Source organism: Tessaracoccus defluvii, from assembly GCF_014489575.1.
In the GTDB taxonomy this organism is placed as follows: Bacteria; Actinomycetota; Actinomycetes; order Propionibacteriales; family Propionibacteriaceae; genus Arachnia; species Arachnia defluvii.
This window is the reverse complement of record NZ_CP060789.1, coordinates 1,527,509-1,551,940: the sequence shown is the minus strand read 5'-3', so window position 1 is coordinate 1,551,940 and position 24,432 is coordinate 1,527,509. Positions and strand designations below refer to the sequence as shown.

23 protein-coding genes and 2 pseudogenes are annotated in these 24,432 nt (G+C 68.6%); 18 read left to right on the top strand and 7 right to left on the bottom strand.

From position 1 onward, the window contains the following. Positions 1–9: 9 nt before the first annotated feature. The 3 genes and pseudogenes from ffh to H9L22_RS07490 all read left to right on the top strand — a co-directional run bounded on the left by ffh (position 10) and on the right by H9L22_RS07490 (position 3,917). Positions 10–1,557 carry a signal recognition particle protein gene (ffh, locus tag H9L22_RS07500; RefSeq protein WP_187722225.1) on the top strand — a complete coding sequence of 516 codons (1,548 nt, stop codon included), beginning with the start codon at positions 10–12 and terminating at the stop codon, positions 1,555–1,557. Positions 1,558–1,566: 9 nt separating this feature from the next. Beyond that, positions 1,567–2,648 (top strand): annotated as a pseudogene (locus H9L22_RS07495) (amidohydrolase family protein). Between the two features lie 201 nt (positions 2,649–2,849). Then, positions 2,850–3,917, top strand: coding sequence for a S49 family peptidase (locus H9L22_RS07490; protein ID WP_187722223.1), 1,068 nt, complete (start codon positions 2,850–2,852; stop codon positions 3,915–3,917). Positions 3,918–4,033: 116 nt separating this feature from the next. On the opposite strand, the gene H9L22_RS07485 is transcribed toward H9L22_RS07490, so the two are convergent. Further along, a complete protein-coding gene (locus H9L22_RS07485; RefSeq protein ID WP_187722222.1) occupies positions 4,034–4,378 on the bottom strand; it encodes a metallopeptidase family protein in 345 nt (114 codons plus the stop codon). A gap of 209 nt (positions 4,379–4,587) precedes the next feature. Here H9L22_RS07485 and rpsP point away from each other — a divergent pair, with 209 nt between their 5' ends. From rpsP to H9L22_RS07410, 15 genes are all read left to right on the top strand, one after another. Continuing rightward, positions 4,588–5,049: a 30S ribosomal protein S16 gene (gene rpsP, locus H9L22_RS07480; RefSeq protein WP_187722220.1), complete on the top strand. Its 462-nt coding sequence runs from the start codon at positions 4,588–4,590 to the stop codon at positions 5,047–5,049. A 2-nt stretch (positions 5,050–5,051) separates the two neighbouring features. Beyond that, a complete protein-coding gene (locus H9L22_RS07475) occupies positions 5,052–5,300 on the top strand; it encodes an RNA-binding protein (protein WP_187722218.1) in 249 nt (82 codons plus the stop codon). Positions 5,301–5,377: 77 nt separating this feature from the next. Beyond that, entirely contained in the window at positions 5,378–5,899 is a 522-nt protein-coding gene (gene rimM, locus H9L22_RS07470) for a ribosome maturation factor RimM (RefSeq protein WP_187722216.1), read from the top strand. After that, positions 5,896–6,594, top strand: coding sequence for a tRNA (guanosine(37)-N1)-methyltransferase TrmD (trmD, locus tag H9L22_RS07465; protein WP_187722215.1), 699 nt, complete (start codon positions 5,896–5,898; stop codon positions 6,592–6,594). The genes rimM and trmD overlap by 4 nt, the downstream gene beginning before the upstream one ends. Before the next feature lie 146 nt (positions 6,595–6,740). Further along, positions 6,741–7,454 (top strand): succinate dehydrogenase cytochrome b subunit, encoded by a 714-nt coding sequence (locus H9L22_RS07460; RefSeq protein WP_226966195.1) that lies wholly within the window; start codon positions 6,741–6,743, stop codon positions 7,452–7,454. After that, positions 7,451–9,472 (top strand): fumarate reductase/succinate dehydrogenase flavoprotein subunit, encoded by a 2,022-nt coding sequence (locus H9L22_RS07455; protein ID WP_187722214.1) that lies wholly within the window; start codon positions 7,451–7,453, stop codon positions 9,470–9,472. The genes H9L22_RS07460 and H9L22_RS07455 overlap by 4 nt, the downstream gene beginning before the upstream one ends. After that, positions 9,469–10,221 (top strand): succinate dehydrogenase/fumarate reductase iron-sulfur subunit, encoded by a 753-nt coding sequence (locus H9L22_RS07450; protein WP_187722213.1) that lies wholly within the window; start codon positions 9,469–9,471, stop codon positions 10,219–10,221. The genes H9L22_RS07455 and H9L22_RS07450 overlap by 4 nt, the downstream gene beginning before the upstream one ends. Positions 10,222–10,425: 204 nt before the next feature. Beyond that, positions 10,426–10,773, top strand: a complete 348-nt coding sequence (rplS, locus tag H9L22_RS07445) for a 50S ribosomal protein L19 (protein ID WP_187722212.1) — start codon at positions 10,426–10,428, stop codon at positions 10,771–10,773. Positions 10,774–10,958: 185 nt separating this feature from the next. Further along, positions 10,959–11,738, top strand: a complete 780-nt coding sequence (lepB, locus tag H9L22_RS07440) for a signal peptidase I (RefSeq protein ID WP_226966194.1) — start codon at positions 10,959–10,961, stop codon at positions 11,736–11,738. Next, positions 11,738–12,370 carry a ribonuclease HII gene (locus H9L22_RS07435; RefSeq protein WP_187722210.1) on the top strand — a complete coding sequence of 211 codons (633 nt, stop codon included), beginning with the start codon at positions 11,738–11,740 and terminating at the stop codon, positions 12,368–12,370. The genes lepB and H9L22_RS07435 overlap by 1 nt, the downstream gene beginning before the upstream one ends. Continuing rightward, on the top strand, positions 12,367–12,684 hold the full coding sequence (locus tag H9L22_RS07430; RefSeq protein WP_187722209.1) for a DUF2469 domain-containing protein: 318 nt from the start codon (positions 12,367–12,369) through the stop codon (positions 12,682–12,684). Before H9L22_RS07435 ends, H9L22_RS07430 begins: the two co-directional genes overlap by 4 nt. A gap of 97 nt (positions 12,685–12,781) precedes the next feature. Next, positions 12,782–13,153 (top strand): YraN family protein, encoded by a 372-nt coding sequence (locus H9L22_RS07425; protein ID WP_187722208.1) that lies wholly within the window; start codon positions 12,782–12,784, stop codon positions 13,151–13,153. Further along, positions 13,150–14,679, top strand: a complete 1,530-nt coding sequence (locus H9L22_RS07420) for a YifB family Mg chelatase-like AAA ATPase (protein ID WP_187722207.1) — start codon at positions 13,150–13,152, stop codon at positions 14,677–14,679. Before H9L22_RS07425 ends, H9L22_RS07420 begins: the two co-directional genes overlap by 4 nt. Further along, positions 14,676–15,800 (top strand): DNA-processing protein DprA, encoded by a 1,125-nt coding sequence (dprA, locus tag H9L22_RS07415; RefSeq protein WP_187722206.1) that lies wholly within the window; start codon positions 14,676–14,678, stop codon positions 15,798–15,800. The genes H9L22_RS07420 and dprA overlap by 4 nt, the downstream gene beginning before the upstream one ends. A 98-nt stretch (positions 15,801–15,898) precedes the next feature. After that, positions 15,899–16,570 carry an HAD family hydrolase gene (locus H9L22_RS07410; RefSeq protein WP_187722205.1) on the top strand — a complete coding sequence of 224 codons (672 nt, stop codon included), beginning with the start codon at positions 15,899–15,901 and terminating at the stop codon, positions 16,568–16,570. On the opposite strand, the pseudogene H9L22_RS07405 reads toward H9L22_RS07410, so the two are convergent. From H9L22_RS07405 to H9L22_RS07380, 6 genes and pseudogenes are all read right to left on the bottom strand, one after another. Then, a pseudogene (locus tag H9L22_RS07405) lies at positions 16,554–19,912 on the bottom strand (hypothetical protein). The gene H9L22_RS07410 and the pseudogene H9L22_RS07405 sit on opposite strands and share 17 nt — an antisense overlap. Before the next feature lie 107 nt (positions 19,913–20,019). Next, positions 20,020–21,351 (bottom strand): ABC transporter permease, encoded by a 1,332-nt coding sequence (locus H9L22_RS07400; RefSeq protein WP_187722204.1) that lies wholly within the window; start codon positions 21,349–21,351, stop codon positions 20,020–20,022. A 4-nt stretch (positions 21,352–21,355) separates the two neighbouring features. After that, positions 21,356–22,021: a COG1361 family protein gene (locus H9L22_RS07395; RefSeq protein ID WP_187722203.1), complete on the bottom strand. Its 666-nt coding sequence runs from the start codon at positions 22,019–22,021 to the stop codon at positions 21,356–21,358. After that, positions 21,973–22,410, bottom strand: coding sequence for a hypothetical protein (locus H9L22_RS07390; protein ID WP_187722202.1), 438 nt, complete (start codon positions 22,408–22,410; stop codon positions 21,973–21,975). The genes H9L22_RS07395 and H9L22_RS07390 overlap by 49 nt, the downstream gene beginning before the upstream one ends. Then, the gene (locus tag H9L22_RS07385) at positions 22,407–23,075 is read right to left on the bottom strand and encodes an ABC transporter ATP-binding protein (protein ID WP_226966193.1); all 669 of its coding nucleotides are present in this window, start codon (positions 23,073–23,075) and stop codon (positions 22,407–22,409) included. The genes H9L22_RS07390 and H9L22_RS07385 overlap by 4 nt, the downstream gene beginning before the upstream one ends. A gap of 234 nt (positions 23,076–23,309) precedes the next feature. Next, on the bottom strand, positions 23,310–23,510 hold the full coding sequence (locus H9L22_RS07380) for a hypothetical protein (protein WP_187722200.1): 201 nt from the start codon (positions 23,508–23,510) through the stop codon (positions 23,310–23,312). Positions 23,511–24,432 lie beyond the last annotated feature (922 nt).

The window sequence follows — 24,432 nt, the reverse complement described above, 5'->3', positions numbered from 1 at the left end:
GTTGACACAGTGTTCGACACGTTGCAGGACCGGCTCGCGTCGGTGTTCAAGGGGCTGCGGTCCAAGGGCCGCCTCACCGAGGCCGACCTCGACGCCACCATGCGGGAGATCCGCATCGCCCTGCTCGAGGCCGACGTCAACCTCGCCGTGGTCAAGGAGTTCGTCGCCGCCGTCAAGGAGCGTTCCCTCGGCGCGGAACTGTCCAAGGCGCTGAACCCGTCGCAGCAGATCATCAAGATCGTCAACGAGGAACTCGTCTCGATCCTCGGCGGCGAGGCCCGCACGATCCGCTTCGCGAAGCAGCCGCCCACCGTCATCATGCTCGCCGGTCTCCAGGGCGCGGGCAAGACGACGCTCGCCGGCAAGCTGGCCGGATGGCTGAAGGCGGAGCGACACTCGCCGCTGCTCGTGGCCGCCGACCTCCAGCGCCCTAATGCCGTCAACCAGCTGCAGATCGTCGGTGACCGCGCCGGCGTCCACGTCTTTGCGCCCGAGCCGGGGAACGGCGTCGGCGACCCCGTCGACGTCGCGCGCCGCGCCATCGAGCACGCCCGCGCCAAGCTGTACGACGTCGTCATCGTCGACACGGCCGGCCGGTTGGGCGTCGATCAGGAACTGATGCAGCAGGCCGCGGACATCAAGGCCGCCGTCAGCCCCGACGAGACGCTGTTCGTCGTCGACGCCATGATCGGCCAGGACGCCGTCAACACGGCCAAGGCATTCGACGAGGGCGTCGGCGTCGACGGCGTCGTCCTCACCAAGCTCGACGGCGACGCCCGCGGCGGCGCCGCCCTCTCCATCGCCCGCGTGCTCGGCAAGCCGATCATGTTCGCCTCCAACGGCGAGGGGCTGGCCGACTTCGACATGTTCCATCCCGACCGGATGGCCTCGCGGATCCTCGGCATGGGCGACATGCTCACGCTCATCGAGCAGGCGGAGAAGACGTTCGACGCCGAACAGTCACGCGCCGCAGCCGAGAAGCTGATGGGCAAGGGACAGTTCGGGCTCCAGGACTTCCTCGCGCAGATGCAGCAGCTGCGCAAGATGGGGCCGATGTCGAAGATCCTGGGCATGCTCCCGGGCGCCGGCCAATTCAAGCAGGCCATCAACGAGATCGACGAGAAGGAGATCGACCGCATCGAGGCGATCATCTACTCCATGACGCCGGCCGAGCGCGACGACGTCGCCATCCTCAACGGCTCGCGCCGCGCGCGCATCGCCAGGGGCGCAGGCGTGCAGGTCTCCGAGGTGAACAAGCTGGTCAACAGGTTCGTCGAGGCCCGCAAGATGATGGAGTCGATGGCCGGCGGCGGATTCCCGGGGATGCCCGGCATGCCGGGGATGCCGGGCATGGGCAGCAGGCAGGGCGCCTCGATCGCCGGCCGTGGCGCCGCCAAGCGCAAGGCGAAGAAGGGCAGGAAGGCGGCCCGCCCTGCCGCTCGGCCACAGGCGCCGCAGCAGCTGCCGCAGGCACCGCAGGTGCCGCAGAGCATGGACGACTTCCAGCTGCCGCCCGAGCTGGCCAAGATGTTCAACGAGAACAAGCCGAAGTTCTAGGAGCGAGACATGGCTGGAGCCTGGCACCTGCGTCGTGCGACCGTGCTCCCCGACGACGACGGTCCGCGCGACCTCTGGATCGCCGACGGCGTCATCGTCGACGGCCCGGTCGCCGGGGCGACGACGCTGTCGGACAGGTGCTGGGTGCTGCCCGGCCTCGTCGATGCCCACTGCCACGTCGGGCTCGGGCCCGACGGCGCCGTCAGCCCGGAGACGGCGCGTGCACAGGCCACCGCCGACCTGGCCGCCGGGGTCATGCTGATCCGTGACGCCGGCTCGCCGTCCGACACCCGCTGGATCGACGATGACCCGAGCCTGCCGCGGGTCATCCGCGCCGGCCGTCACATCGCCCGCCCTAAGCGGTATCTGCGCAACCTCGGGGCCGAGGTCGAACCCGAGCATCTGGTCGAGCAGGTCAGGCACGAGGCCCGCGCCGGCGACGGCTGGGTCAAGCTCGTCGGCGACTGGATCAACCGCGATGTCGGCGACCTCGCGCCGCTGTGGCCCGCCGATGTTGCGGCGCAGGCGATCGCCGCCGCGCATGAGGAGGGGGCCCGCGTCACCGCCCACTGCTTCGGCGAGCAGGCCGCCGCGGAGCTCGTCGCCGCGGGCATCGACTGCATCGAGCACGGCACCGGTCTGACCGACGACGTCATCGCCGACATGGCCGCCCGCGGCACCGCGCTGGTACCCACCATGATCAACCTGGCCAGGTTCCCCATGTACGCGGCCCCTGCCCGGGAGAAGTACCCCGTCTACTTCGCCCACATGACCGACCTGTACGCCCGCCGCAAGCAGACCATCGGGAAGGCCATCGAGGCGGGCGTGGGCGTCTATACGGGCACCGACGCCGGCACCGTCGTTCCGCACGGTGGCATCGGCGAGGAGATCGAGGAGATCGCCGACCTGGCCGGCGCCACCTACGCGCTGGGCGCCGCCAGTTGGCGCGCGCGGCCCTGGCTGGGCGCCGCGAACCTCGAGGTGGGGGAGAGCGCCGATCTGCTCGTCCTCGACGGTGACCCGCGCGAGGATCTGTCGGCGCTGTTCGCCCCAGCACCATGCTGCTGCGCGGCACCCCGGTTGTACGCTGACCAGGCTCGTCTCAGACCCTCGGCTGGCGATCAAGGACCACGGACCGCCCGCCTGAGAGCCTGCTCGTCACTAGGCTGACTGCCACGCAGTAACCAAGGAGCAGCAGTGAGCGACCAGACCCGAACGTGCCGACGCCTCAGGACGACCCGAGGGCTTTCCCGCCGCCGCGGGCCGACGAGCGTGCCGTCGACCCTGGAGCGGTGGCACTGCCCCCCGCCCCGCGCGTGGCGCCGATCGTCCCCTCACAGCCGGAGAAGCCGCGGAAGGGCTCGTTCCTCCGCGGCCTGGGGCTCGGCTCGGGTTTCGGACTGGGGCTCGGGGCGACCGCGATCGTCGGCGGGCTGGTGGCCACACTGGTGGTCGTCGGGCTCGGCGTCGCCGCCGCCGCGGGCGGGTCCACCGGCACCGCCGCCAACCTGACGACCGTCTGGGGTGCGGGCGCGAAGACGCTACGGGCCATCCCCATCCAGGGCGCCATCATGGCTGACGGCAGCGACGGCGGCCTCCTCAGCGGCGGCACCTACGGCTACGAGATCGCCGACCAGCTGGACGCGCTCACCGTCGACGATTCCTCCGGCGTGGTGCTGCTCGTCAACACGCCTGGCGGCAGCATCAGCGGCTCCAAGGCGATCGCCGACGCGATCGAGCGCTACCAGGAGCGCACGGAGCAGAAGGTCCTCGTCCACGTGAGTTCCATGTCGGCCTCCGGCGGCGTGTACGCCACCGCGCCGGCGGATGAGATCGTCTCCGACCACGGCACCCTCATCGGCTCGATCGGCGTCATCATGGGCCCCTTCTACCACTACAAGGACGCCACGGGCCTCACCGGCAACCTCCTCGAGTCGGGTGTGACCACCACCGGTGGCGTCACCTCGGAGTACCTGACGGCGGGCACAGGTAAGGACTTCGGCAACCCATTCCGGGCGATCACAGAAGCGGAGCGGGCCCACTACCAGGCCGGCATCGACGTGGAGTACGCGAAGTTCGTCGACCACGTCTCGACGCACAGGGACATCCCGAGCCAGACGATCATCGACGAGTTCGGCGCCTTCATGTTCGACCCAGACACAGCGAAGGCGAACGGGCTCATCGACGAGGTGCTGGGCCGGGACGAGTTCTTCCGGCACGCCGCCGAGGCGGCCGGGCTTGATCCGGCCGACACGCGGGTCGAGATGCTCTCCGTCCCGACAGGATGGGAGTCGCTGCTGGGGATCAGCGCCGACCGGGTGCCGGGCTACGCGCCGCCGGTCGATCAGGGCCCGGGATGACACCGGTGCTCAGCAGCGCGATCTGCTCCGGCTCGCAGCCGCTCGCGTTCGCGGGCGACCTGTCGTCGGTCTGCGGCTGACGGCTCCGGCCAGAGCCGTGCTCGGCAGCGGAGGCTCTATCCCCAGCCAAGTGCGTGCAGTTCGTCCTCTTCGATCCCGTGGTAGTGACCCAGTTCGTGTACCAGCGTGATCCAGATCTCGTTGTACAGCTCGTCCTCCGACCCGCACATCCGGCTGAGCGGACCCGAGAACAGGACGATCCGGTCCGGTAACTGGCCGTAGCCGTACGAGTCTCGCTCGGTGAGTGCAGTCCCGTCGTAGTAGCCCAGCGTGTCGGATCCGTCCTCCGGCTCGTCCTCGACGACGAAGATGACGTTGTCGAGGCCCTCGATCAGCTGTTCCGGCAGCTCTCCGAGGGCCTCCTCGACCAGGGCCTCGAAGGCGTCGTCCGTGATGTCCATCGGCCACAAGGCTACCGGGGACCGCCTCGGCGGTGGACGTTTGGGGGACGGGCCAGAATCTGGCACAATGACCGATGCATCTTCTTCGTCCGTGCCCTCTCACGCGGGCGAGGGAGCCCCTGGTTTGCGCCGACCGTGCCCCACACGCGAGGTGCGTCCGCCGAACCCGTCTGCCTCGCAGACACCTTGACACAGGAGAATCCACCCACGTGGCAACCAAGATCCGCCTGAAGCGTCTCGGCAAGATTCGCTCGCCCCACTACCGCATCATCGTCATCGACTCGCGCTCCAAGCGCGACGGTCAGGCCATCGAGGAGATCGGCCTGTACCACCCGAAGAACGATCCCAGCGTGATCCGCGTCAACTCCGAGCGGGCCCAGTACTGGCTGTCCGTCGGCGCCCAGCCCACCGAGGCTGTCGTCGCGATCTTCAAGCGCTCCGGCGACTGGCAGCAGTTCACCGGCGACAAGACGCCGTCGGGCATCGACCCGCAGCCCGAGCGTCGCGACCGTGACGCCGAGTTCGCCAAGGCTCTCGCCGAGGACGCGACCGCCGTCGCCCCCGCGATCTCGAAGGCCAAGAAGAAGGCTGAGGAGGCCAAGCCGGCCGACGCCGCCCCCGCCGCTGAGGCCGCTGCCGACGAGGCCGAGGCTCCCGCCGAGAGCGAGTGAGCATGCTGGCCGAGGCCCTCGAGCACCTAGTCGCCGGGATCGTTTCGAACCCCGACGACGTGACCGTGAGGGACAAGGACCTGCGCCGTGGCCGGCTCCTCGAGGTGCGCGTGCACCCCGATGACGTCGGCAAGGTGATCGGCCGTCAGGGCCGCACCGCCCAGGCGCTGCGCACCGTCGTCGGTGCGCTCGCCGGCAACGAGAGCGTCCGCGTCGATTTCGTCGACGTCGACCGCCCGCGTCGCAACTGAGCAACACGAGAGCGCCGGTTGAGGACCGCCCCCGAGTGGGCGCCTCAACCGGCGCTTTCTTTTCCTGAAGGAGTCCAGTGGACGACAAGATTGAGGTGACCGTCGGCAAGATCGGCCGCGCGCACGGCATCAACGGCGACGTGTGGATCGATGTCCGGACCGACGAGCCCGGCCGCCGCTTCGTCCGGGGCGGACGTCTGTTGCTCGGCGCCACCGGCAGGGAGATCGAGCTGGCCTCTGTCCGCTGGAACAAGGGCCGGCTGGTCGTCAGCTTCGTCGGCTACCCGGACCGCACGGCCGTCGAGGCCCTGACGGGCACGCTGCTGCATGTGCGTGTGCCCGCTGCCGAACGACCTAGTGAGCCCGACGAATACTTCGACCGACAGCTCGTCGGCCTGGCCGTCCTCGACCACCGGGGTGATCGCGTCGGCGCTGTCACCGAGGTGCTCCACCTGCCGGCCCAGGATGTCCTGCAGATCGATGTCGACGGGGAGGAACGGCTCGTGCCGTTCGTCAGTGCGCTGGTGCCCGTCGTCGACCTCGAGGCCGGCCATGTCCGACTCGCCGACGTCGTCGGGCTGCTGGAGGACGAGGCATGAGGCTCGACGTCGTCTCGATCTTCCCCGACTACTTCGCGCCGCTACACCTGAGCCTGGTCGGCAAGGCGATCGCGTCGGGCCGCGTGGACCTGGCGGTCCACGACCTGCGGAGCTGGACCCACGACCGCCATCACACCACTGACGACACGCCGTACGGCGGCGGCGCAGGCATGGTGATGAAGCCCGAACCGTGGGGGGAGGCGCTCGACGCCCTCGAGCAGGCCTCCGACCTGCCCATGACGATCGTGGTGCCCACCCCGGCGGGGCAACCGTTCACGCAGGCGCTCGCCTACGAGCTGGCCACCCGGCCCCGGCTCGTGTTCGCCTGCGGCCGCTACGAGGGCATCGACCAGCGGGTCATCGACTACGCGACCGACACCTACGAAGTGATCGAGGTCAGTCTGGGTGACTACGTCCTCAACGGCGGCGAGGTCGCCGTCCTGGCCATCACCGAGGCGGTCGTGCGCCTCCTGCCCGGGGTCATCGGCAACCCCGACTCGCTGCTGGAGGAGTCGCACTCCGAGGGCAACGAGCAACTGCTGGAGTACCCGAACTACACCAAGCCGCCCATCTGGCGTGGTCGTGAGGTGCCGGAGGTGCTGCTCAGCGGCAACCACGCCGTGATCGCGCGCTGGCGTCAGGAGCAGGCCACGGCGCGGACCCGCGCCCGCCGGCCTGATCTCCTGGGGGAGTGACGACGCCGGTTGCCTCCCGTGGCCGTGCCTCACGGATCGAAATCAATTCAACAACGTGCTTTGCGCGTAAATAGATCCTCGAGAACCCTTGCGTTTAGTTGGCCCCAAGGTCCCCCTACGCGCCCTTGGTAGCTAGAGTGACGTTCGTGGCAACAACTCTCACCATCCATCAACGAGCGGTGCGATCGACCGTCGTGAAGAAGGCCGTGATGGCCGTCTCCGGCCTCATCATGATCGCCTTCCTGCTCTTCCACATGTACGGCAACCTCAAGATGTTTGTCGGCACCGAGGCGTTCGATCACTACGCGCACTGGCTGAAGGGGGCCACCGAAGACGGTGGCATTCTGTACCCGATCATGCCGGCGGGCACCTTCATCTGGGTGTTCCGGTTCGTGATGGTGATCGCTGTCGCGGCGCACATCTGGTCGGCCTACGTCCTCACGATGGAGACGCGCGCCAACCGTGGCGACAAGTACGTCAACATCAAGAAGCAGGCGCAGACCTACTCTGCCCGCACCATGCGGTGGGGCGGCGTGATCGTGCTCGCGTTCCTGATCTTCCACCTGATCCAGTTCACCATCGTGCCCGGGTCCATGGGCGGCAGCGGCGATGAGCCGCACACCATGGTCGTGGCCGGCTTCCAGCAGTGGTGGATGGTGGCCCTGTACGCGATCTGCATGGTGCTCGTCTGCATGCATGTGCGGCACGGCTTCTGGAGCGCCTTCACGACGCTCGGCGCCAACACCTCCGCCAACGCGCGCAAGTGGCTCAACATCCTCGCCTACGCCGTGGCGGCCATCCTCTACGTCGGCTTCATGATCATGCCGCTGGCGGTCCTGTTCCGGGTGATCCCGGCATGACCACCACCGTCCCCAACACGGAGGTCCCCGTGAGTAACGAATTCTGGGCACTCGGCGACGACATCGCCGACACCAAGGCCCCCCAGGGCGTCGACATCGACAAGGTGTGGCAGACGCGCCAGTTCCAGGCGCGCCTGGTGAACCCGGCCAACCGTCGCAAGCTGAGCGTCATCATCGTCGGCACCGGCCTCGCCGGTGGCGCCGCCGCCGCCACGCTCGGCGAGGCGGGCTACAACGTCCTCAACTTCTGTTACCAGGACAGCCCGCGTCGCGCCCACTCCATCGCGGCCCAGGGTGGCATCAACGCCGCCAAGAACTACCGCAACGACAACGACTCCACGCACCGGCTGTTCTACGACACCGTCAAGGGTGGCGACTACCGCGCCCGTGAGACGAACGTGTACCGCCTCGCCGAGGTGTCGGCCAACATCATCGACCAGTGCGTCGCGCAGGGCGTCCCCTTCGCCCGTGAGTACGGCGGCCTGCTCGACACGCGTTCGTTCGGCGGCGTGCAGGTGCAGCGCACCTTCTACGCCCGTGGTCAGACGGGTCAGCAGCTGCTGATCGGCGCCTACCAGCAGCTGGAGCGTCAGGTCGCCGCCGGCACCGTGAAGATGTACACCCGCCACGAGATGGTCGAGGTCATCGTCATCGACGGCCGCGCCCGCGGCATCGTCACGCGGAACATGGTCAACGGCAAGGTGGAGACCTGGACCGCTGACGCGGTCGTCCTTGCGACCGGTGGCTACGGCAACGTCTTCTTCCTGTCGACGAACGCCATGGGCTGCAACGTCACCGCGACGTGGCGTGCGCACCGCAAGGGCGCCTACTTCGGCAACCCCTGCTACACGCAGATCCACCCGACCTGCATCCCCGTGCACGGCGAGACGCAGTCGAAGCTGACCCTGATGTCGGAGTCGCTGCGTAACGACGGTCGCATCTGGGTGCCCAAGAAGGCCGAGGACTGCGGCAAGGATCCTCGCCAGATCCCCGAGGAGGACCGCGACTACTACCTGGAGCGGATCTACCCGGCGTTCGGCAACCTGGTTCCCCGCGACATCGCGTCGCGGCAGGCGAAGAACATGTGCGACGAGGGCCGCGGTGTCGGCCCCGCCATCACCGAGCGCGACCGGGACGGCAACGAGAGCCAGGTGCGCCGCGGCGTCTACCTCGACTTCTCCGATGCCATCGGCCGGCTCGGCCAGAAGGCTGTCGAGAACAAGTACGGCAACCTCTTCGACATGTACCAGCAGATCACGGGCGAGAACCCGTACGAGGTGCCGATGCGCATCTACCCTGCGGTGCACTACACGATGGGTGGCCTGTGGGTCGACTACGACCTCCAGTCCTCCATCCCCGGCCTGTACGTGACCGGCGAGGCAAACTTCTCCGACCACGGTGCGAACCGTCTCGGCGCCTCCGCCCTGATGCAGGGCCTGGCCGACGGCTACTTCGTGCTGCCGAACACCATCAACGACTACCTCGCTGATGCCCCGTTCGACAAGGTCGGCGACGACCACCCGGCCGTCGTCGAGGCGCTCGACTCGGCCAAGGGCCGCATCGACAAGCTGCTTTCCATCCAGGGCACCCGCTCGGTCGACTCCTTCCACAAGGAACTCGGCCACATCATGTGGGAGTACTGCGGCATGGAGCGCACGGAGGCCGGCCTCACGAAGGCCATCGGTCTCATCCGCGAGCTCCGTGACGAGTTCTGGAGCAACGTCCGCGTCACCGGCATCAACGAGGACTTCAACCAGGCCCTCGAGCGTGCCGGCCGCGTCGCCGACTTCATGGAGCTCGGCGAGCTCATGTGTATCGACGCCCTGCACCGGCGCGAGTCCTGCGGCGGCCACTTCCGCGCCGAGTCCCAGACCGAGGAGGGCGAGGCACTGCGTCACGACGACGAGTTCCTCTACGTCGCGGCGTGGGAGTTCGGTGGCGACGGGGCTGCCCCGATCCTGCACAAGGAGCCGCTGGTCTACAAGGCAATCGAACTGAAGCAACGGAGTTACAAGTGAAGCTCAAGCTACGTATCTGGCGTCAGGCCGGCCCCAACGCAGCCGGCCGGATGGTCGAGTACGACCTGGATGGCGTGTCCGAGGACATGTCGTTCCTGGAGATGCTTGACCTTCTCAACGAGAACCTCACCGAGGCCAACCAGGAGCCGGTGGCGTTCGACCACGACTGCCGCGAGGGCATCTGCGGCATGTGTGGCGTGGTGATCAACGGCATCGCCCACGGCGGTTCCGCGACCACCACCTGCCAGCTGCACATGCGTTCGTTCGCCGACGGCGCCACGATCGACATCGAGCCCTGGCGGGCCGGGGCGTTCCCGGTCCTCAAGGACCTCGCCGTCGACCGTTCCGCCTTCGACCGGATCATCGCCTCCGGCGGCTTCATCTCGTCCAACACGGGCTCGGCTCCGGACGCTCACGCGACCCCCGCGCCGAAGCGCGAGGCGGACATCGCCTTCGACAACGCCACCTGCATCGGCTGCGGTGCGTGCGTCGCGGCCTGCCCGAACAGCTCCGCCATGCTGTTCACTGCCGCGAAGATCACGCACCTGGCGATGCTGCCGCAGGGTCAGCCCGAGCGGTACCGCCGCGTGAAGTCGATGGTTGCCCAGCACGACGAGGAAGGCTTCGGCAACTGCACCAACATCGGTGAGTGCGCCGCGGTCTGCCCCAAGGGCATCCCGCTGGAGTCCATCGCCCAGCTGAACCGCGACCTGATCGCGTCGCTGTTCAAGGGCGACGGCAAGGCCTGAGTCGATAGACAACGGGGAGGGGCGGCGCTTCGGCGCCGCCCCTCCCCGGTTTCGCGCCCACCGTCCGCTCTGACATAATGGGTAGTCGTTGTCCGCGTCCGGGCAACTCCAACACGGACAGCTCCTGCCACGGGGGGAACGTCTGCGCCGGGTTGGGTCGTACAACACCGCGGTGGCCTGTGGCACTGACGGAAGGGTTTCAACATGACCAATAAGCAGATCCTTGAGATCGACAAGGCGTCGCTGCGCGACGACCTTCCGGATTTCCGCGCCGGCGACTCCGTCAAGGTGCACGTCCGCGTCATCGAGGGCAGCCGCTCCCGTGTCCAGGTGTTCGCCGGTGTCGTCATCGCGCGCAACGCCGGTGGCATCCAGGAGGCCTTCACCGTCCGCAAGGTCAGCTTCGGCGTCGGCGTCGAGCGCACCTTCCCGCTGCACTCTCCGATCATCGAGAAGATCGAGGTCGAGCGTCGTGGTGACGTGCGTCGCGCCAAGCTCTATTACCTTCGTGGTCTTCGCGGCAAGGCCGCCAAGATCAGGGAAAAGCGCTGAGCCGCAACACTCTGAAAGCCGCCGGAACGGGTCACCCGTTCCGGCGGTTTCGTTTTCCGTGACGGGGAAGCGGACCCCGGGCTGCGGGATCCGGCACGTGGCAGGGTGGCGCGGCGGGGTGGCGAGCGCACGGGGGTATGCTCGGCGGAGGCGAAAGCCGCCCCCGCGACATGAAGGACTGGTCTGTGGTTCGAGACAACGCACCCGCGCAGGACGAGGCCCCGGCGCCGGAGGCCCCGAGCTTCGGGAAGCGGGTCCTCGGATGGCTCACCGAGGTACTCCTCGTGGTGGTTGGCGCCATCATCATCGCGGCATTGCTCCGGACCTTCGTCGGGCAGATGTTCCTCATCCCCTCCGGGTCGATGGAGAACACGATCCACGAGCAGGACCGGGTCCTGGTGGCGAAGTTCGGCGGCTTCCAACGCGGAGACGTCGTCGTCTTCGAAGATCCCGGCGAGTGGCTCGCCCCCAGCCAGAAGCCCACCAACCCGGTGCAGATCGGGCTCGAGTTCATCGGGGTCCTCCCAAGCTCCAGCACGGAGCACCTCATCAAGCGGGTCATTGGCATGCCCGGCGATCACGTGCTGCTGAACGACGAGGGGCAGATCGAGGTCAACGGTCAGCCGCTTGACGAGTCCGCGTACCTCTTCACGCTCGACGGGGTCCAGGTCGCGCCTGCCACCGTCCCCTTCGACATCATCGTTCCCGCCGACCACATCTTCGTGATGGGCGACCACCGCAACGCCTCCAACGACTCGCGCTGCCGGCTGGCCGACGTCTCGCAGAACCCAGGGCAGAGCGCCTTCGTGCCCATGGACAAGGTGGTCGGGTCCGCCGTGGCCATCGTCGCGCCGCTCGACCGGCTCTCGACGTTCAACCTCCCCGCCACCTTCACCACCGTCCCCGACCCTGTCGAGCCTGCGCCGGAGAGGCCAGAGCTCATCCACGTGGAGTCCGGCTGCTGATGATCCGACTGGGCCGAGGGGCGTACAGCTACGAACGGGCGCTGACCCGGGCGGGGCTGGGGCCTGTCGCCGGGGCGGATGAGGCAGGCAGGGGCGCGTGCGCCGGCCCACTCGTGGCCGCCGCCGTGATCCTCGACCCGAAGCGGCCCATCGCAGGCCTGGACGACTCGAAGGTCCTCACCGCGAAGGCCCGCGACCGCCTCTACGACGAGATCCTGGCGCGTGCCGTCGCCGTCGCCTGGGCGCGGGTCGAGGCCGACGAGTGCGACAGGCTGGGCATGCATCAGGCCGATCTGCACGGGCTCCGCCGCGCTGTCGGGCGCCTCGACGTGCAGGCCAACTACGTCATCACCGACGGCTTCCCCGTCGACGGGCTCTCCTCCCCGGGCGTGGCCATGTGGAAGGGCGACAAGGTGGCTGCCTGCGTCAGCGCGGCGTCCATCATCGCCAAGGTCACCCGCGACCGGATCATGGTGGAACAGGACGCCACGTATCCCGAGTACGGGTTCGCGATCCACAAGGGGTACTGCACTTCCGCACACCAGGCGGCGCTCGACCGACACGGCCCGTCGGCCATCCACCGCTGGTGCTTCGACAACGTCGCCCGAACCGCTAGAGTGGGCCAACCATGAGCGCCGAAGACCTTGATGAGTACGAGAGCAAGCTAGAGCTCGACCTGTACCGCGAGTACAAGGACGTCGTCGGGATCTTCACCTACGCGGTGGAGACCGAGCGCCGCTTCTACCTGTGCAACGCCGTCGACCTGAAGGTCCGCACGGAGGGTGGCGACGTCTACTACGAGGTGTCCATGGGGGACGCCTGGGTGTGGGACATGTACCGTCCCGCACGGTTCGTGAAGTCGGCGAAGGTGCTGACGTTCCGCGACGTGTCGATCGAGGAGATCGTGCACTCCGATCTTGAGGTCCCCGACCGCACCCGTAGCTGATCGGATGCGCCTGGCCTGAGCCTCGGCGCACCCCTCCCGCTGTGGACAGCGGGCCAGAGCGCTTCCCATGACCCATCACGGTCATGGAGGTGATCCCATGACTGAGGAACGGACGCGTCTCGGACGACGCGGCGAGGACATGGCGGCCGAGTATCTGTCGGCCAGCGGCTGGCCGATCCTGGAGCGGAACTGGCGCTGCCGGGAGGGCGAGGCGGACATTATCGCCTACGACCCGACAGCCGATGCGCTCGTGGTGGTGGAGGTGAAGACGCGCTCCGGCACCGGGTACGGCATGCCGCTCGACGCCATCACGTATGCGAAGGCGCGGCGGCTGCGTCACCTGGCCGTCATCTATGCGCGTCAGCGCGCCGGCAGGAGTGTCAGGCTGCGGGTCGACGCGATCGGGTTCGTGCTGCGGCCCGGACGGCCGGCGGAGATGATCCACGCCCGTGGGATCGAGGAGCGGTGAGGGCCTCGGCGTGGTCGGTGGCGCTCACCGGCATCGACGGGGTGCCCGTTGAGGTGGAGGCCGCGAAGGGTGGCGGCATCCCGCGCACCATGCTGGTGGGCCTTCCAGACAAGGCGCTCAACGAGGCGAAGGAGCGCGTGCGCGCCGCGGTCAAGGCGTGCGACCTGCCGTGGCCGCCGCAGCTGGTCACCTTCAACCTGTCACCCGCGAGCCTGCCGAAGACAGGCTCCCACTTCGACGTCGCGATCGCCGCGGCGGGGATGGCCGCCGAGAGGGCGTTCCCGGCGAGCCGGCTGCGCGACGTGGTCCTGATCGGTGAGCTCAGCCTCGACGGCCGGGTGCGTCGTGTTCCGGGCGTCCTGCCTGCTGTCCTCGCGGCCGCAAAGGCCGGCTTCACCCGTGTCGTCGTCCCGTACGAGCAGGAGGCCGAGGCAGCGCTGGTGCCTGGCATCCAGGCCACCGGCGTCGACCGCCTGGACGAGGTCGTCGCCTTCCTGAAGGGCAAGCCCCTGCCGCAACGGGCACCACGGTCGGCGGCGGATGAGGCCCCGGACGCCTCCGCCTACCGGCCCGATCTGGCGGAGGTGGTGGGCCATGAGGAGGGGCGGTTCGTGTTGGAGGTGGCTGCAGCGGGGCGGCACCACCTGTACCTCTACGGGGCGCCCGGGGCCGGCAAGAGCATGCTCGCCTCGCGGCTGCCGTCGATCCTCCCTGAGCTGGACGACGCCGAGGCCGTCGAGGTGTCCGCCATCCATTCGCTCGCTGGCATCCCGTTGGACGGGCTGATCCGCCAGCCCCCGTTCGCGGATCCCCATCACTCGGTCACACCGGCGGCGCTCGTCGGCGGGGGATCGGCGCAGTTCAAGCCCGGTGCGATCTCGCTGGCCCACAACGGGGTGCTCTTCCTGGACGAGTGCCCGGAGTTCGGTCCGAAGCTCGACGCGCTGCGGACCCCGCTGGAGTGCGGGTGGATCACCATCAACCGGGCCCGGTACAGCGCCCGCATCCCTGCGGGTTTCCAGCTGATCCTGGCCGCGAACCCCTGCCCGTGCGGTTACCACGCGGTCGCCGGGGCGCAGTGTCGCTGCGACCCCCTGCGGGTGCGCCGGTACCAGGACCGGGTCAGCGGCCCGATCCTGGACCGGATCGACATCAGGCATCAGCTGACCAGCGTGAACCGGGTGTTGCTGGACATCGGCCTTCCCGCGCCGGAGTCGAGCGCCGTCGTCCGGGAGCGGGTGCTGGAGGCCAGGGATCGGCAGCGGGCCCGCCTCCGGGGAACGCCCTGGACTACCAACGGCGAGATCGCGGGCTCGTACCTGCGCAAGGAGCTGACCCCGGCCACGGACCTGCGTCTCCTCAACGAGGCGTTGCTGCGTGGCTCCATTAGCGCCCGTGGCGTGGACAAGGTGTTGCGGGTGGCCTGGACGCTCGCGGATCTCGGCGGCCACGACAGGATCTCCGAACGCGACATCCGTTCGGCGCTTCTGCTGCGGCAGGGAGCGGCCCGGGAGTTGGCGTCGTGACCGGCGAGCGGGAAGCCAGGATGGGCCTGTGCGCGCTGGGGTCGCAGGGGGCGCCGGCGCTCGCGCGGGCCGTGGTCGAGTTCGGTGCCGTCGACGTGTGGGAGGGTCTGCTCCGGGCGGGGGACACGACGCGGTTCAGTCGGCTCGCCGCCTCCGTCGACATCACCGCCGTCACCTCCGCCACGGCAGCCTGCGGTGCACGGTTCGTGGTCCCTGGTGACGACGAGTGGCCGGCGGCGCTGGCGGGCCTCGAGGACGTGGAGGTGGCCGGCCAGGCGGGTGTCCCGTTCGGCCTGTGGCTGAAGGGGCAGCCGTTGGCCAGTGCAGGGGGCGTCGCGGTGGTGGGGGCCAGGGCCTGTACCGGCTACGGCGAACGTGCGGCCGCGGAGCTGTCCGCCGATCTGGCAGTCGGGGGCCGCCCGATCATCTCCGGGCTCGCATACGGCATTGATGCCGCGGCACACCGCGGAGCGCTCGGGGTGGGCGGCTACACGGCCGCTGTCGTCGCCAGCGGCGTCGACAGGCCGTACCCGGCGGGAAACGCGACGCTTGCGGCGGCCGTGTCCCGCGGCGGCACCATCATCTCCGAACTGCCCCCGGGCGCCCTGCCAGCACGCGGTGCCTTCCTGGCCCGGAACCGGATCATCGCGGCCCTCGCCGAGGCCGTGATTGTGGTGGAGGCCGCGCTGCGGTCCGGGGCGAAGAACACCGCGAGCTGGGGCAACGCCGTGGGCAGGCGGGTCCTCGCCGTGCCGGGGCCGATCACCTCGTCCCTGTCGTCCACCCCCCACCGGCTGATCCGTGACGGGGAGGCCACCCTGGTGGGCGGCGCCGAGGACGTCGAACGTGAGCTCGCGCCCCTGGGAGCGGCCGCCGACGGGCCGACCCGGGGCGACAGGCGTCCGATCGACGAACTGGCACAGGAACTCAGGGAGGTGCGCGAGGCGGTCGCGGCGGGGGAGAGGGTCACCGCTGCGGAGCTGGGGCGCCGCACGGGGCAGAACACCGTCACGGCCCTCGCCCTGGCTGCGGAGTTGGTGGAGCTGGGTTGGCTCGACGGCGAGGGCGGCGTATTCGCCCTGCCGTCGAGGCCGACGCCCGTACGGGCCGAAAGGAGGTGAAGCCGGGCCACGTGCGGTTCCGGGCAGACCCGGTGGCGAGGCGCGACCTTCTCCGCGACCCCGATAGGCTGGCCGTCAGCCGAACCGGAGGAGAGCACATGCAGGCCGAAGCAGTCGTCTTCGATCTCGATGGAACCCTGATCGACACCGAGGTCGTGTGGGACGACGTACGCAGGGGCCTCGCCCGTGACGCGGGCCTCGCATGGCCCGAGGGTGCCACGCAGGCGATGATGGGCATGAGCACCGGCGAGTGGAGCACCCACATGGTCGAAGCCGTGGGGCTCCCCGTGACGCAGGCCGAGGCGGCGCGGCTCACCATCGAGGGCATGGTGGCCCACTACCGCTCGGGCGACCTGACCCTGCTGCCCGGCGCACTGGAAGCGGTCCGCCGGATGGGTGCCGCCTATCCCATCGCGATCGCCAGCTCGTCCCCGCGGATCCTGATCGACACGTTCGTCGAGGCCATGGGCCTGGGCGACCTGCTCCGGGTCACCGTCTCCACCGAGGAGGTGGACCGGGGCAAACCTGCGCCCGACGGCTACCTGCGCGCCTGCGAGCTGCTGGGGGTCGACCCTGGCAAGGCCGTCGCCGTCGAGGACGCGCCCAACGGCATCCGTTCGGCGCTCAACGCCGGCATGACCGTGGTCGCGATCCCGCCGCACTTCCACCCGCCGTCGGCCGACCTGCTCGCCCGCACCACGGTGCTGGAGGGCCTCGACGAGCTCACGCCGGAGCTCATCGAGGCCATCGGGGTCAGAACCTCCAGCTGACCTGGCGGCCGAGGGTGCCCTTCAGCGACTCGGCGGCATCGAGCTGCGACGAGGCCCGCAGCCGGGACTCCATCGCCTCGATGCGGCGCTCAATGCCCACCCGTTCCGCGGTGGTGACATTCGACGGCTCCTGAACGAACCGGCGCATGGCACCCACGGACCGTTCGCAGTGCGCCGCGTCGGAGGCTGCCTGCGCGGCGAGGCGCTCCGCATACCAGTCGGATGCCAGCACCTCCTCCCGGTCGAACAGGCGGCGGAACTGCGGTTCGTGCAGCGTCAGCCCATCGCTCGAGCCGGTGGCCATCACCTCGAGCAGCGCCCGGATCGGGGGACGGCGAGCGCGATGGTGCCGTCGTCGATGTAGGTCTGCGCGACCCGACGGTGCGTGGTCACGATCGTGCGCACCGACTTGGCGTACGCGTCGATGTCCTGCTCCTCGGGACGGAGCATCCCGGCGGAGAACACCACGTGGGGGTGCATGAAGATCCGGCCGAAGTACTTCGACTGGAACCTCGCGGTCATGCGGTAGCCGAGCCTGCTGGCCTCGATCAGCTCGCCGTCCACCTCGATGTCCTCGACCCGCTCCAGCGCACCCTCGGCGATGAGGCTGTCCGCCTCACGTTCGGCGGGGGACATCCGGGAGAACACCTCGGGCACCAACAGCGAGATGTCGTGGTCGACGCGGACACGCGGCCCGATCACTCCTGCCGACGAGAGCCAGCCGTTGTAGCCCGTGAGGGCGAAGGACAGGAAGGCCGCGTTGAGGTCGATGACGGAGGGGAGAGCGTTGAACGGCCCCTTCGTCATGGCGCCCTCGGAGCCTGCACCGGTCGTCGACGGCGACTTGCCCGTCATCGACGAGATGAACTCCATCAGCAGCTCAGGCAGTTCCATGTAGTGCAGCGGCGCGTAGGCACACAGCGGAGGCACCCCTTCCTCAGCGGCGTTGTTGCGGCGGCCGGCCGCCACCAGATCGACGGGGAGACGCAGCGGCTCCGTGAGCGCCAGCTGGTGGTACAGGTGTGAGGCCAGCTCAGCGGTCGCCGTCTCCGCCGGACGGGACAGATCCGGCCGGATCTGCAGGTAGCGCGGGTTCTTGGAACGGGCACCGTTGATGATCCGCGGGTGCGCCGAGGAGACGAAGTACCGGGGCGCCGAGTCGTCGGCCGCGGCGGCCTTCCGGATGAGAGCCTCCATTGGGCCCGAGAACCGGGACAGTTCGATCGCGTCGTTGACCAGGGCCCGCGCATCGTCGCGGGTCAGCGGCTCGAAGTTCGACAGGAACGCTCCGCCCGCGATGTCGGCCTCGGCCTGCTTGTCGTAGCCGCGGTGGATGGCGTCGTCGGGGCGCTGGAACAGCAACTGCTCACAGTTGGTGACGAACTTGCGGGAGAACCCGTCCTCTCCGGGGACGACGATGCTCGCGGTGATGTCGTCCTCCGTCTGCACCTTGGTGGCGGGGAAGAAGTCGTGGCGCAGCCCGAACAGACGCCACGAGCCGTCGGGGGCGAACCCGACGCGCAGCATGTTGACGACGATCTTGTCGCCGTCGAGACGCAGCGCGTGACCGGCGCGGCCGTTGATGCGGCCCACGGTGAAGTGGCTGGGCCAGTCGTCGCCCCACTCGGGCTGGTAGAACCGGCGCACCACGAACACGAGTTCCTTGATGTGGTGCGGGATCGTGTCGAGCCAGGCGTTGTACTCGTCGGTGTAGTCCTTGCTCGGGGTGAGCAGCTTGATGACGGAGCCGACGCTGCGGGCATCCGAGAGCAGCGCGCGGTGATCCGTGTGCTCGGGATCCTTGAACCGGTCGGAGAAGTCACGGTCGACGATCTCCGCCACGGCGGTCATGTCCTCGACGAAGTTCTCGACATAGGCGTTGCCGTTGACGAAGGCGTCGGTGATCGACTTCGAGATCTCGGACTTGCCGCCGCCCGACACGGTGGCCGGCTTGTGGCAGGACGTCGCGACCGGCGACGTGCCGATGAGGGTCCACATGTCGCCGTCGGCCTCGATGTGGGTCAGCTCGACGATGTAGCCGTCAGGGGCGACGTACTGCGTGTCGGCCCGCAGCTCGATGGACCGGGGCTCGCCGTCACGTTCCCAGCTGACGGTGCGGTCACGCAGCGAGATCCGCGTGTGCTCGGGCACCAGCACGACGTGCGGCAGTTCGAGGTCGACGGCGTAGCCCTCCGCCCGGACCCGGAACCGGTCGGGGTCGCGGGCGATGACGTCGTCGAAGTGGAAGCCCTCCGGCGTCTTCATGGTGCAGGTCTGGCCGAGGTTGTAGCGCGGGTAGGCGATGGCGCCGCCGGAGTGCTCCTCCTCGACCAGCCCGAGAAGGTTGGCCGAGTAGCTGATCTGCGCCTTGACCTCCTTCTTGCAGTAGCCGAAGTAGTTGTCGGCGATGACGGTGACGATGACGCCCCGCTCGTCCCGGGCGCAGGCCTTGAAGGCCGAGCCGTTGTTGTAGCGCTCGGACTCGTCCCGCCAGCACATGCCGTCGCGGCGCTGCCGCTGCGTGGCGTCATCCCAGTGGGGCAGGCCCAGTTCCTTCTTGGTCAGCAGGGTGAGGTGCGGGGCAAGGACGACCAGGCCGGTGTGCCCGGTCCACCGCTCGGGGTCGAGCGACGAGTCGTTCTCGGGCAGGTAGGGGTCGCCACCGTTGCCGAAGATGCCCTCCACGAAGTCGAGGTTCGCCATCAGTGTCGCGGGAGCGAAGAAGCGGGTCTCCATCCGGCGTTCTGCCGTGAAGCCCGGCACGGCCGGCACCACGATGGGGCGCAGCAGGAGGGAGGCCCAGCAGCCGGGGCGCTCGGCACGGTTCGAGGTGTAGGGGAGGACCTTGGCCTCGGCAGGCGGGTTGAACGCGTGCTCGAGCAGCCGCCCGAACGTGGCGCGGGGCACGGCGATCTTGTCGTCCTGAATGGGCAGGCCGCCCTCGGCGATGTGGAAGACACCCTTGGTGGTGCGACGGTCGTTGGCGGGGTTGTGCAGCACGCCGTTGACGAGCCGGTAGCTGGTCAGCTGCTCGGAGACGAAGGTGTCGCCGTCGTAGGGGAGCGACATCTCCCGGGCCAGGCCGGGCTTGTCGAGGACGAAGGTCTCACGCGGCAGCTGCGGCGCGCTGTCGGTCCCCTCGAGGTAGGCATCGAGGAAAGACTGGATGCGGCCGTCGACGGCGGGCAGTCGATGCTGCAGCCGTCTGTTGAGCTCCCGTTGTCGGTCGATGATCGGTCTCACCAGCTCGGCGGCAGCGGTCATGCCACCGCCGTCGGGCAGAGGGAACCCGAGCAACCCGAGCCGGAGGTTGATCGCCGCAGCGTCCACAAAAGTAGCCATGCTGTCACTATGCCCCTAGCCCGGCGTGGTTTCTCGAAAGGGGTCCGGTTAGGGGCTGAGCAGTGGACCGCTAGACTCCAGGGCCGACAAGGCGGCCCGCGCCGGAGTTACTGGCTGCGGATCGCGGCCAGCGGCGACAGCCGTGAAGCGCGGACGGCGGGGAGCAGCCCTGCCAGTGTGCCGATCAGCGTCGAGAAGGCCAGCGCGCCCAACATCAGCCATGGCGGGATGAGGGAGATGGACTGCGGACCGCCCTCGCCGCCCAGCGCGGAGCCGAAGATGGCGTTGATCAGGGCCGAGCCGCCCACACTCAGCAGCACACCCACCAGGCCGCCGAAGAAGCCGAGGGTCGCCGACTCGAACAGGAAGATCTTGCGGATGTCGCCCAGTGCGGCACCCATCACCTTCATGACGCCGATCTCCTTGGTCCGCTCGTACACGCTCATCATCATCGTGTTGGCGATGCCGATCGCGGCCACGAGCAGCGAGATGAACCCGATGCCGCCGAACACTGCCTGGATCAGCAGTGCCTGCTGTTGGGCCTGCTTGATCCACTCGATCTCGCTCTGCGCGTCCCACCCCTCGGAGCGCAGCGACGTCATGAGCGCCTCGGCGGCGCCGGGGTCGGTCGTCTCCAGCACGATCTCGGAGTACACGAATCCCGGCATCGGCTTGCCGTCTGCTGTGGACGGCTGGTTCGGCAGCGGCTTGCCGGGCATCGCCTTCTTGAGCGTGTCGACCAGTGGGTCGAGCTCGGCGAAGATCGCGAAGGAGTCCATGCCGTAGGGATTGGCCTCGTCGTGTGCCCGCACGCCCGCGATGGGCATGATCAGCTTCTTCGGCTTCGGGGTCTCCTCAGGAGGCGCCTCGCCGGGGAATCCTGGTCCCTCCGGCATGGCGCCGAACTGGAGGAACAGCGTCGAGGTCTGGAAGTCGACCTCGATCGGCATGCCGGTGATCTCGTCGTAGAAGAGACTGAGCCCGATCTGGTCGCCGAGGACGAGCCCGAGCGAGCCCTGCTGCGGGAAGTCACCCCACTCGAAGTCGATGTTGCGGGAGACGATCGCCTCGTGGGGGACGCCGGTGACAGAAAGGTACGTGGTGTGGCCGTCGACGGTGGCCATCGCCTCGACGTTGTAGGTGGGCCAGGCTGCCTCGACGCCGGGGTAGCTGGCCAGGTACGTGACGAGCTCCTGATTGACGGCGGTCGGCAACCCCATCTGGACCGCGTCCTGCGGAACGGAGTAGATGCGGACCTGACGCAGGCCGGGGTTCTCCTCGACGGACTGCGTGTAGCCCTGCGTCATGCCGATGCCGAGCGACACCATGACGACGACGGCCGCCGTCCCGATGACGACCCCGAGCACCGTGAGCAGGGTGCGGAACGGCCGCTGGCGCAGGCTGGCCAGCCCGGTCCCCAGCAGATCCGAGAAACGCATCGGGCTACTGCCAGTCGTCGGTGATGAGCGGGTCGCCGGACAGGGCGGCGAGAGACGCCTCGTCCTCGCGCGCGGCGCGACGCCTGCGTGAGACGACCACCATGGTGATCACCGCAGCCACCCCGCCGAGCAGCACGACGCCGACGATGACGGGGAGCCACGGGAACCCCATCTCCTCGGGCATCGGCTCCTCCGGGAAGCCGGGATCGACGGGCCCCACCTCCTCCATGACCGGCACCTCGATCTGTCTGGTGAGGCTGAACGGTTCGCCGTTGACGTCCTCGTAGGAGATCACCAGCTCGACCGGTGCCATGGAGACCTCGTTCGCCGTCACTGTGACGTCGACGGCGCCACTCGCGCCCGGCTCGATCGTCCCGACGAAGTGGTCGACAGCAGCGATGGCCTGGCCCTCGGCGACGGTCACCCGGGCGTTGAAGAGCTTGGCCTTGCCCTGGTTCTGGATCGAGAACGTCAGCGAGCCCTGCTGGCCGACCATCAACCCCTGGGGGACGACGGAGGGCATGGAGGAGTCGACGCGGAGCTCCTGGTTGACCTCGATCGCGAGAGTCTCCGTCGCGGTGAACGGGTTGGCGTTGCCGTCCTCGTACTCGACCGTGATCGTCAGCGGGTACGGCTTGGCCTCCAGCGCGGGAAGTGCCCGAAACGACATCGACTGACTCGACGACTTGCCCGCCGAGATGCGCGAGATGAAGATCGACGACGAGCCCCCGTCGGCAGGAACGCGGTGTCGGGGGAGGCCAGCGTCACCTTGAGGTTCTGCACCCGCGTCGTCGTCGATGTGTTGCGCAGTGAGAAGTGGACGGTGAAGCCCTGCCCGGCGAACACCTGCTGGGGGTTCACCGAGAAGTCCTCGACCATCACCCGGGGAACGGACACGCCCCCGACAGGGGGAACCTCGCCGCCACCCCCTCCGGAGCCGTTGCCGCCGGACCCGTTGCCGCCAGTGCCCTCGCCGTCACCGGCGGCGCTGGTCAGGGGGACCAGACACATCGCCAGTGTCAGGACCAGCAACGAGAGGATGCGTGCCAGGTTTTTCATGAGCGGGCTCCCGGTTCGGGGGTGGTGTTGGTGTGGATGCCGGTGATCCGGCCGTCGCCGATGGAGACGACGGTGTCGGCGAACGAGGCGATGTGCTGGTCGTGGGTGACCATGATCCACGTCTGGTTGTAGCGGGCGATGACGTTGCGGAACAGGGTGAGGATCCGCTCCGCGGTGCGCGAGTCCAGGTTGCCGGTGGGTTCGTCGGCGAACACGATGGTCGGGTTGACGGCCAGGGCCCGCGCGATGCCGACCCGCTGCTGCTGCCCGCCCGAGAGCTGCGTGGGCTTGTGGTGCAGGTGCTGCCCCAGGCCGAGTTGTGTCAGCACGGCCCGTGCCCTGGCACGACGACGGGCCTTCGGCATGCCCTGGAACGACAGCGGCAGGGCGACGTTGTCGAGGGCGGTCAGGGTGGGGAGCAGATTGAACGACTGGAAGATGAACCCGACCTGCTGGCGCCGGTAGGCGACGAGCTGGGCCTCGGAAAAGCGATGCAGAGGCTGGCCGGCGACGTAGACCTCGCCGGCGGTCGGCTTCTCCAGGCCCGCCAGCATGTTCAGGAGCGTGGACTTGCCGGATCCCGACGTGCCGACGATCGCCGTGAACGATCCGCGCGGCACCGTGAGGTCGACGTTGTTGAGGGCCGCGATTCTGGAGGAACCCACGCGGAAGAGCTTGCTCAGGCCGCGGGTCTCTACCAGCGGCCCCTCAGCAGGGGGTACCGACGCGGCAGGCTGAACGGCAGTGGAAGGAGCGGTGGAGGCCGGGGGCGTCGTTGTCACAGGCCGTCCACCTTTCATCGGAGCCGGCGGGCACTGCACCGTGCCGGTGGCCCGACTGTAGTGCCTCCGCGTCCGGTGTTGCGATCGCCGTGCCGAAGCTCGGCCCTAGGTCTCGGGTCAGTTGGCCGAACGGTGTACAGCCTCGATGCGGGCTACGACCTCGGTATTGAATTCCGCGAGGTGGGCGAAGTCCCTGGGGGGTTCGCCACGGTACAGCGGACGCACGGTGGTCAGGATTTCGTAGAGCTCGTCCTTGTCGAACTGGGGACGGCGGATCAGCAGCCGCAGGGAGCCGCTCGCGTTGCGCAGATCCCGCATACGGCCACGCCAGCCGGGGTTCTCGAGGGGGCGTCGTCGTGGTCCATGGCGTCCGCGAGCTGGTTGAGGGCATCGATCAGGGCGTCGATGTCGGCCCGGGCGGCCGATGAGTCGAAATCCCGCAGCGCGATATCGGCCTCATCCCGGCTGAACAACCTGCCCAGAAAACCCATTCCTGACCCCCTCATCGACGAATGACCTCTACCGTACCGGGCCGGGTGGGCGGGCGTGGCGGGACCCCCGGGGTCGGCGGACGGGAGGACCACCGCGTGCGAGCGCAGCGCGCATCTCCCCACCCTGCAGTGGGCCCTAGGGGGTACGCGCGGGGGATAAAAACAGCTTCGTCGTCTCTTCGCGGCGACGCACTGTCGCAAACTCGGGTGTGTCGCAAGACACCACCCCGCGGGCCGGTTCCCACCCCAGTCGGCCCGCCCTGGTGGTGGCGGGCGGAAGCCTTCGAGGTCCCGCAGAGCGCATACGCAGCGAATGGACACTCGCCCTTGGCGATTGTGGCTTGTGCCGAGAGCTTTAAGTGTGAGGGTAGTTACGTAGTGGGAGGGTCAGTCTTACCTGCCGCCAGTGTGAGAACCAGAAGACCACTGCGCACGCTGAGATAGCAAGACCGACCCAGCCCCAAGGGGTTGGATATGAGATGTCTGTGATTCCAACCCAGGGCAGAACGAGAGTGAGCCCCAGCGCCAGCAAGAGAACCCATGGCCAGGCCCCGACAACCGGCTTCCGAAGCAAGACTCGAAGCAGGACTGAGCAGGAAACCACCAGCAAGCCCAGACTCAGCAGCAACGCGCCCCAGGCTGCGTAGGTGAAGGTGAAGCCGCTCATCCACCGGACATCGAGGAGAGTGGACTCTCCCAAAACCATGCGCCAGGTGGGGAACAGCGAAATACCGGCAGCTAGCAGCGTT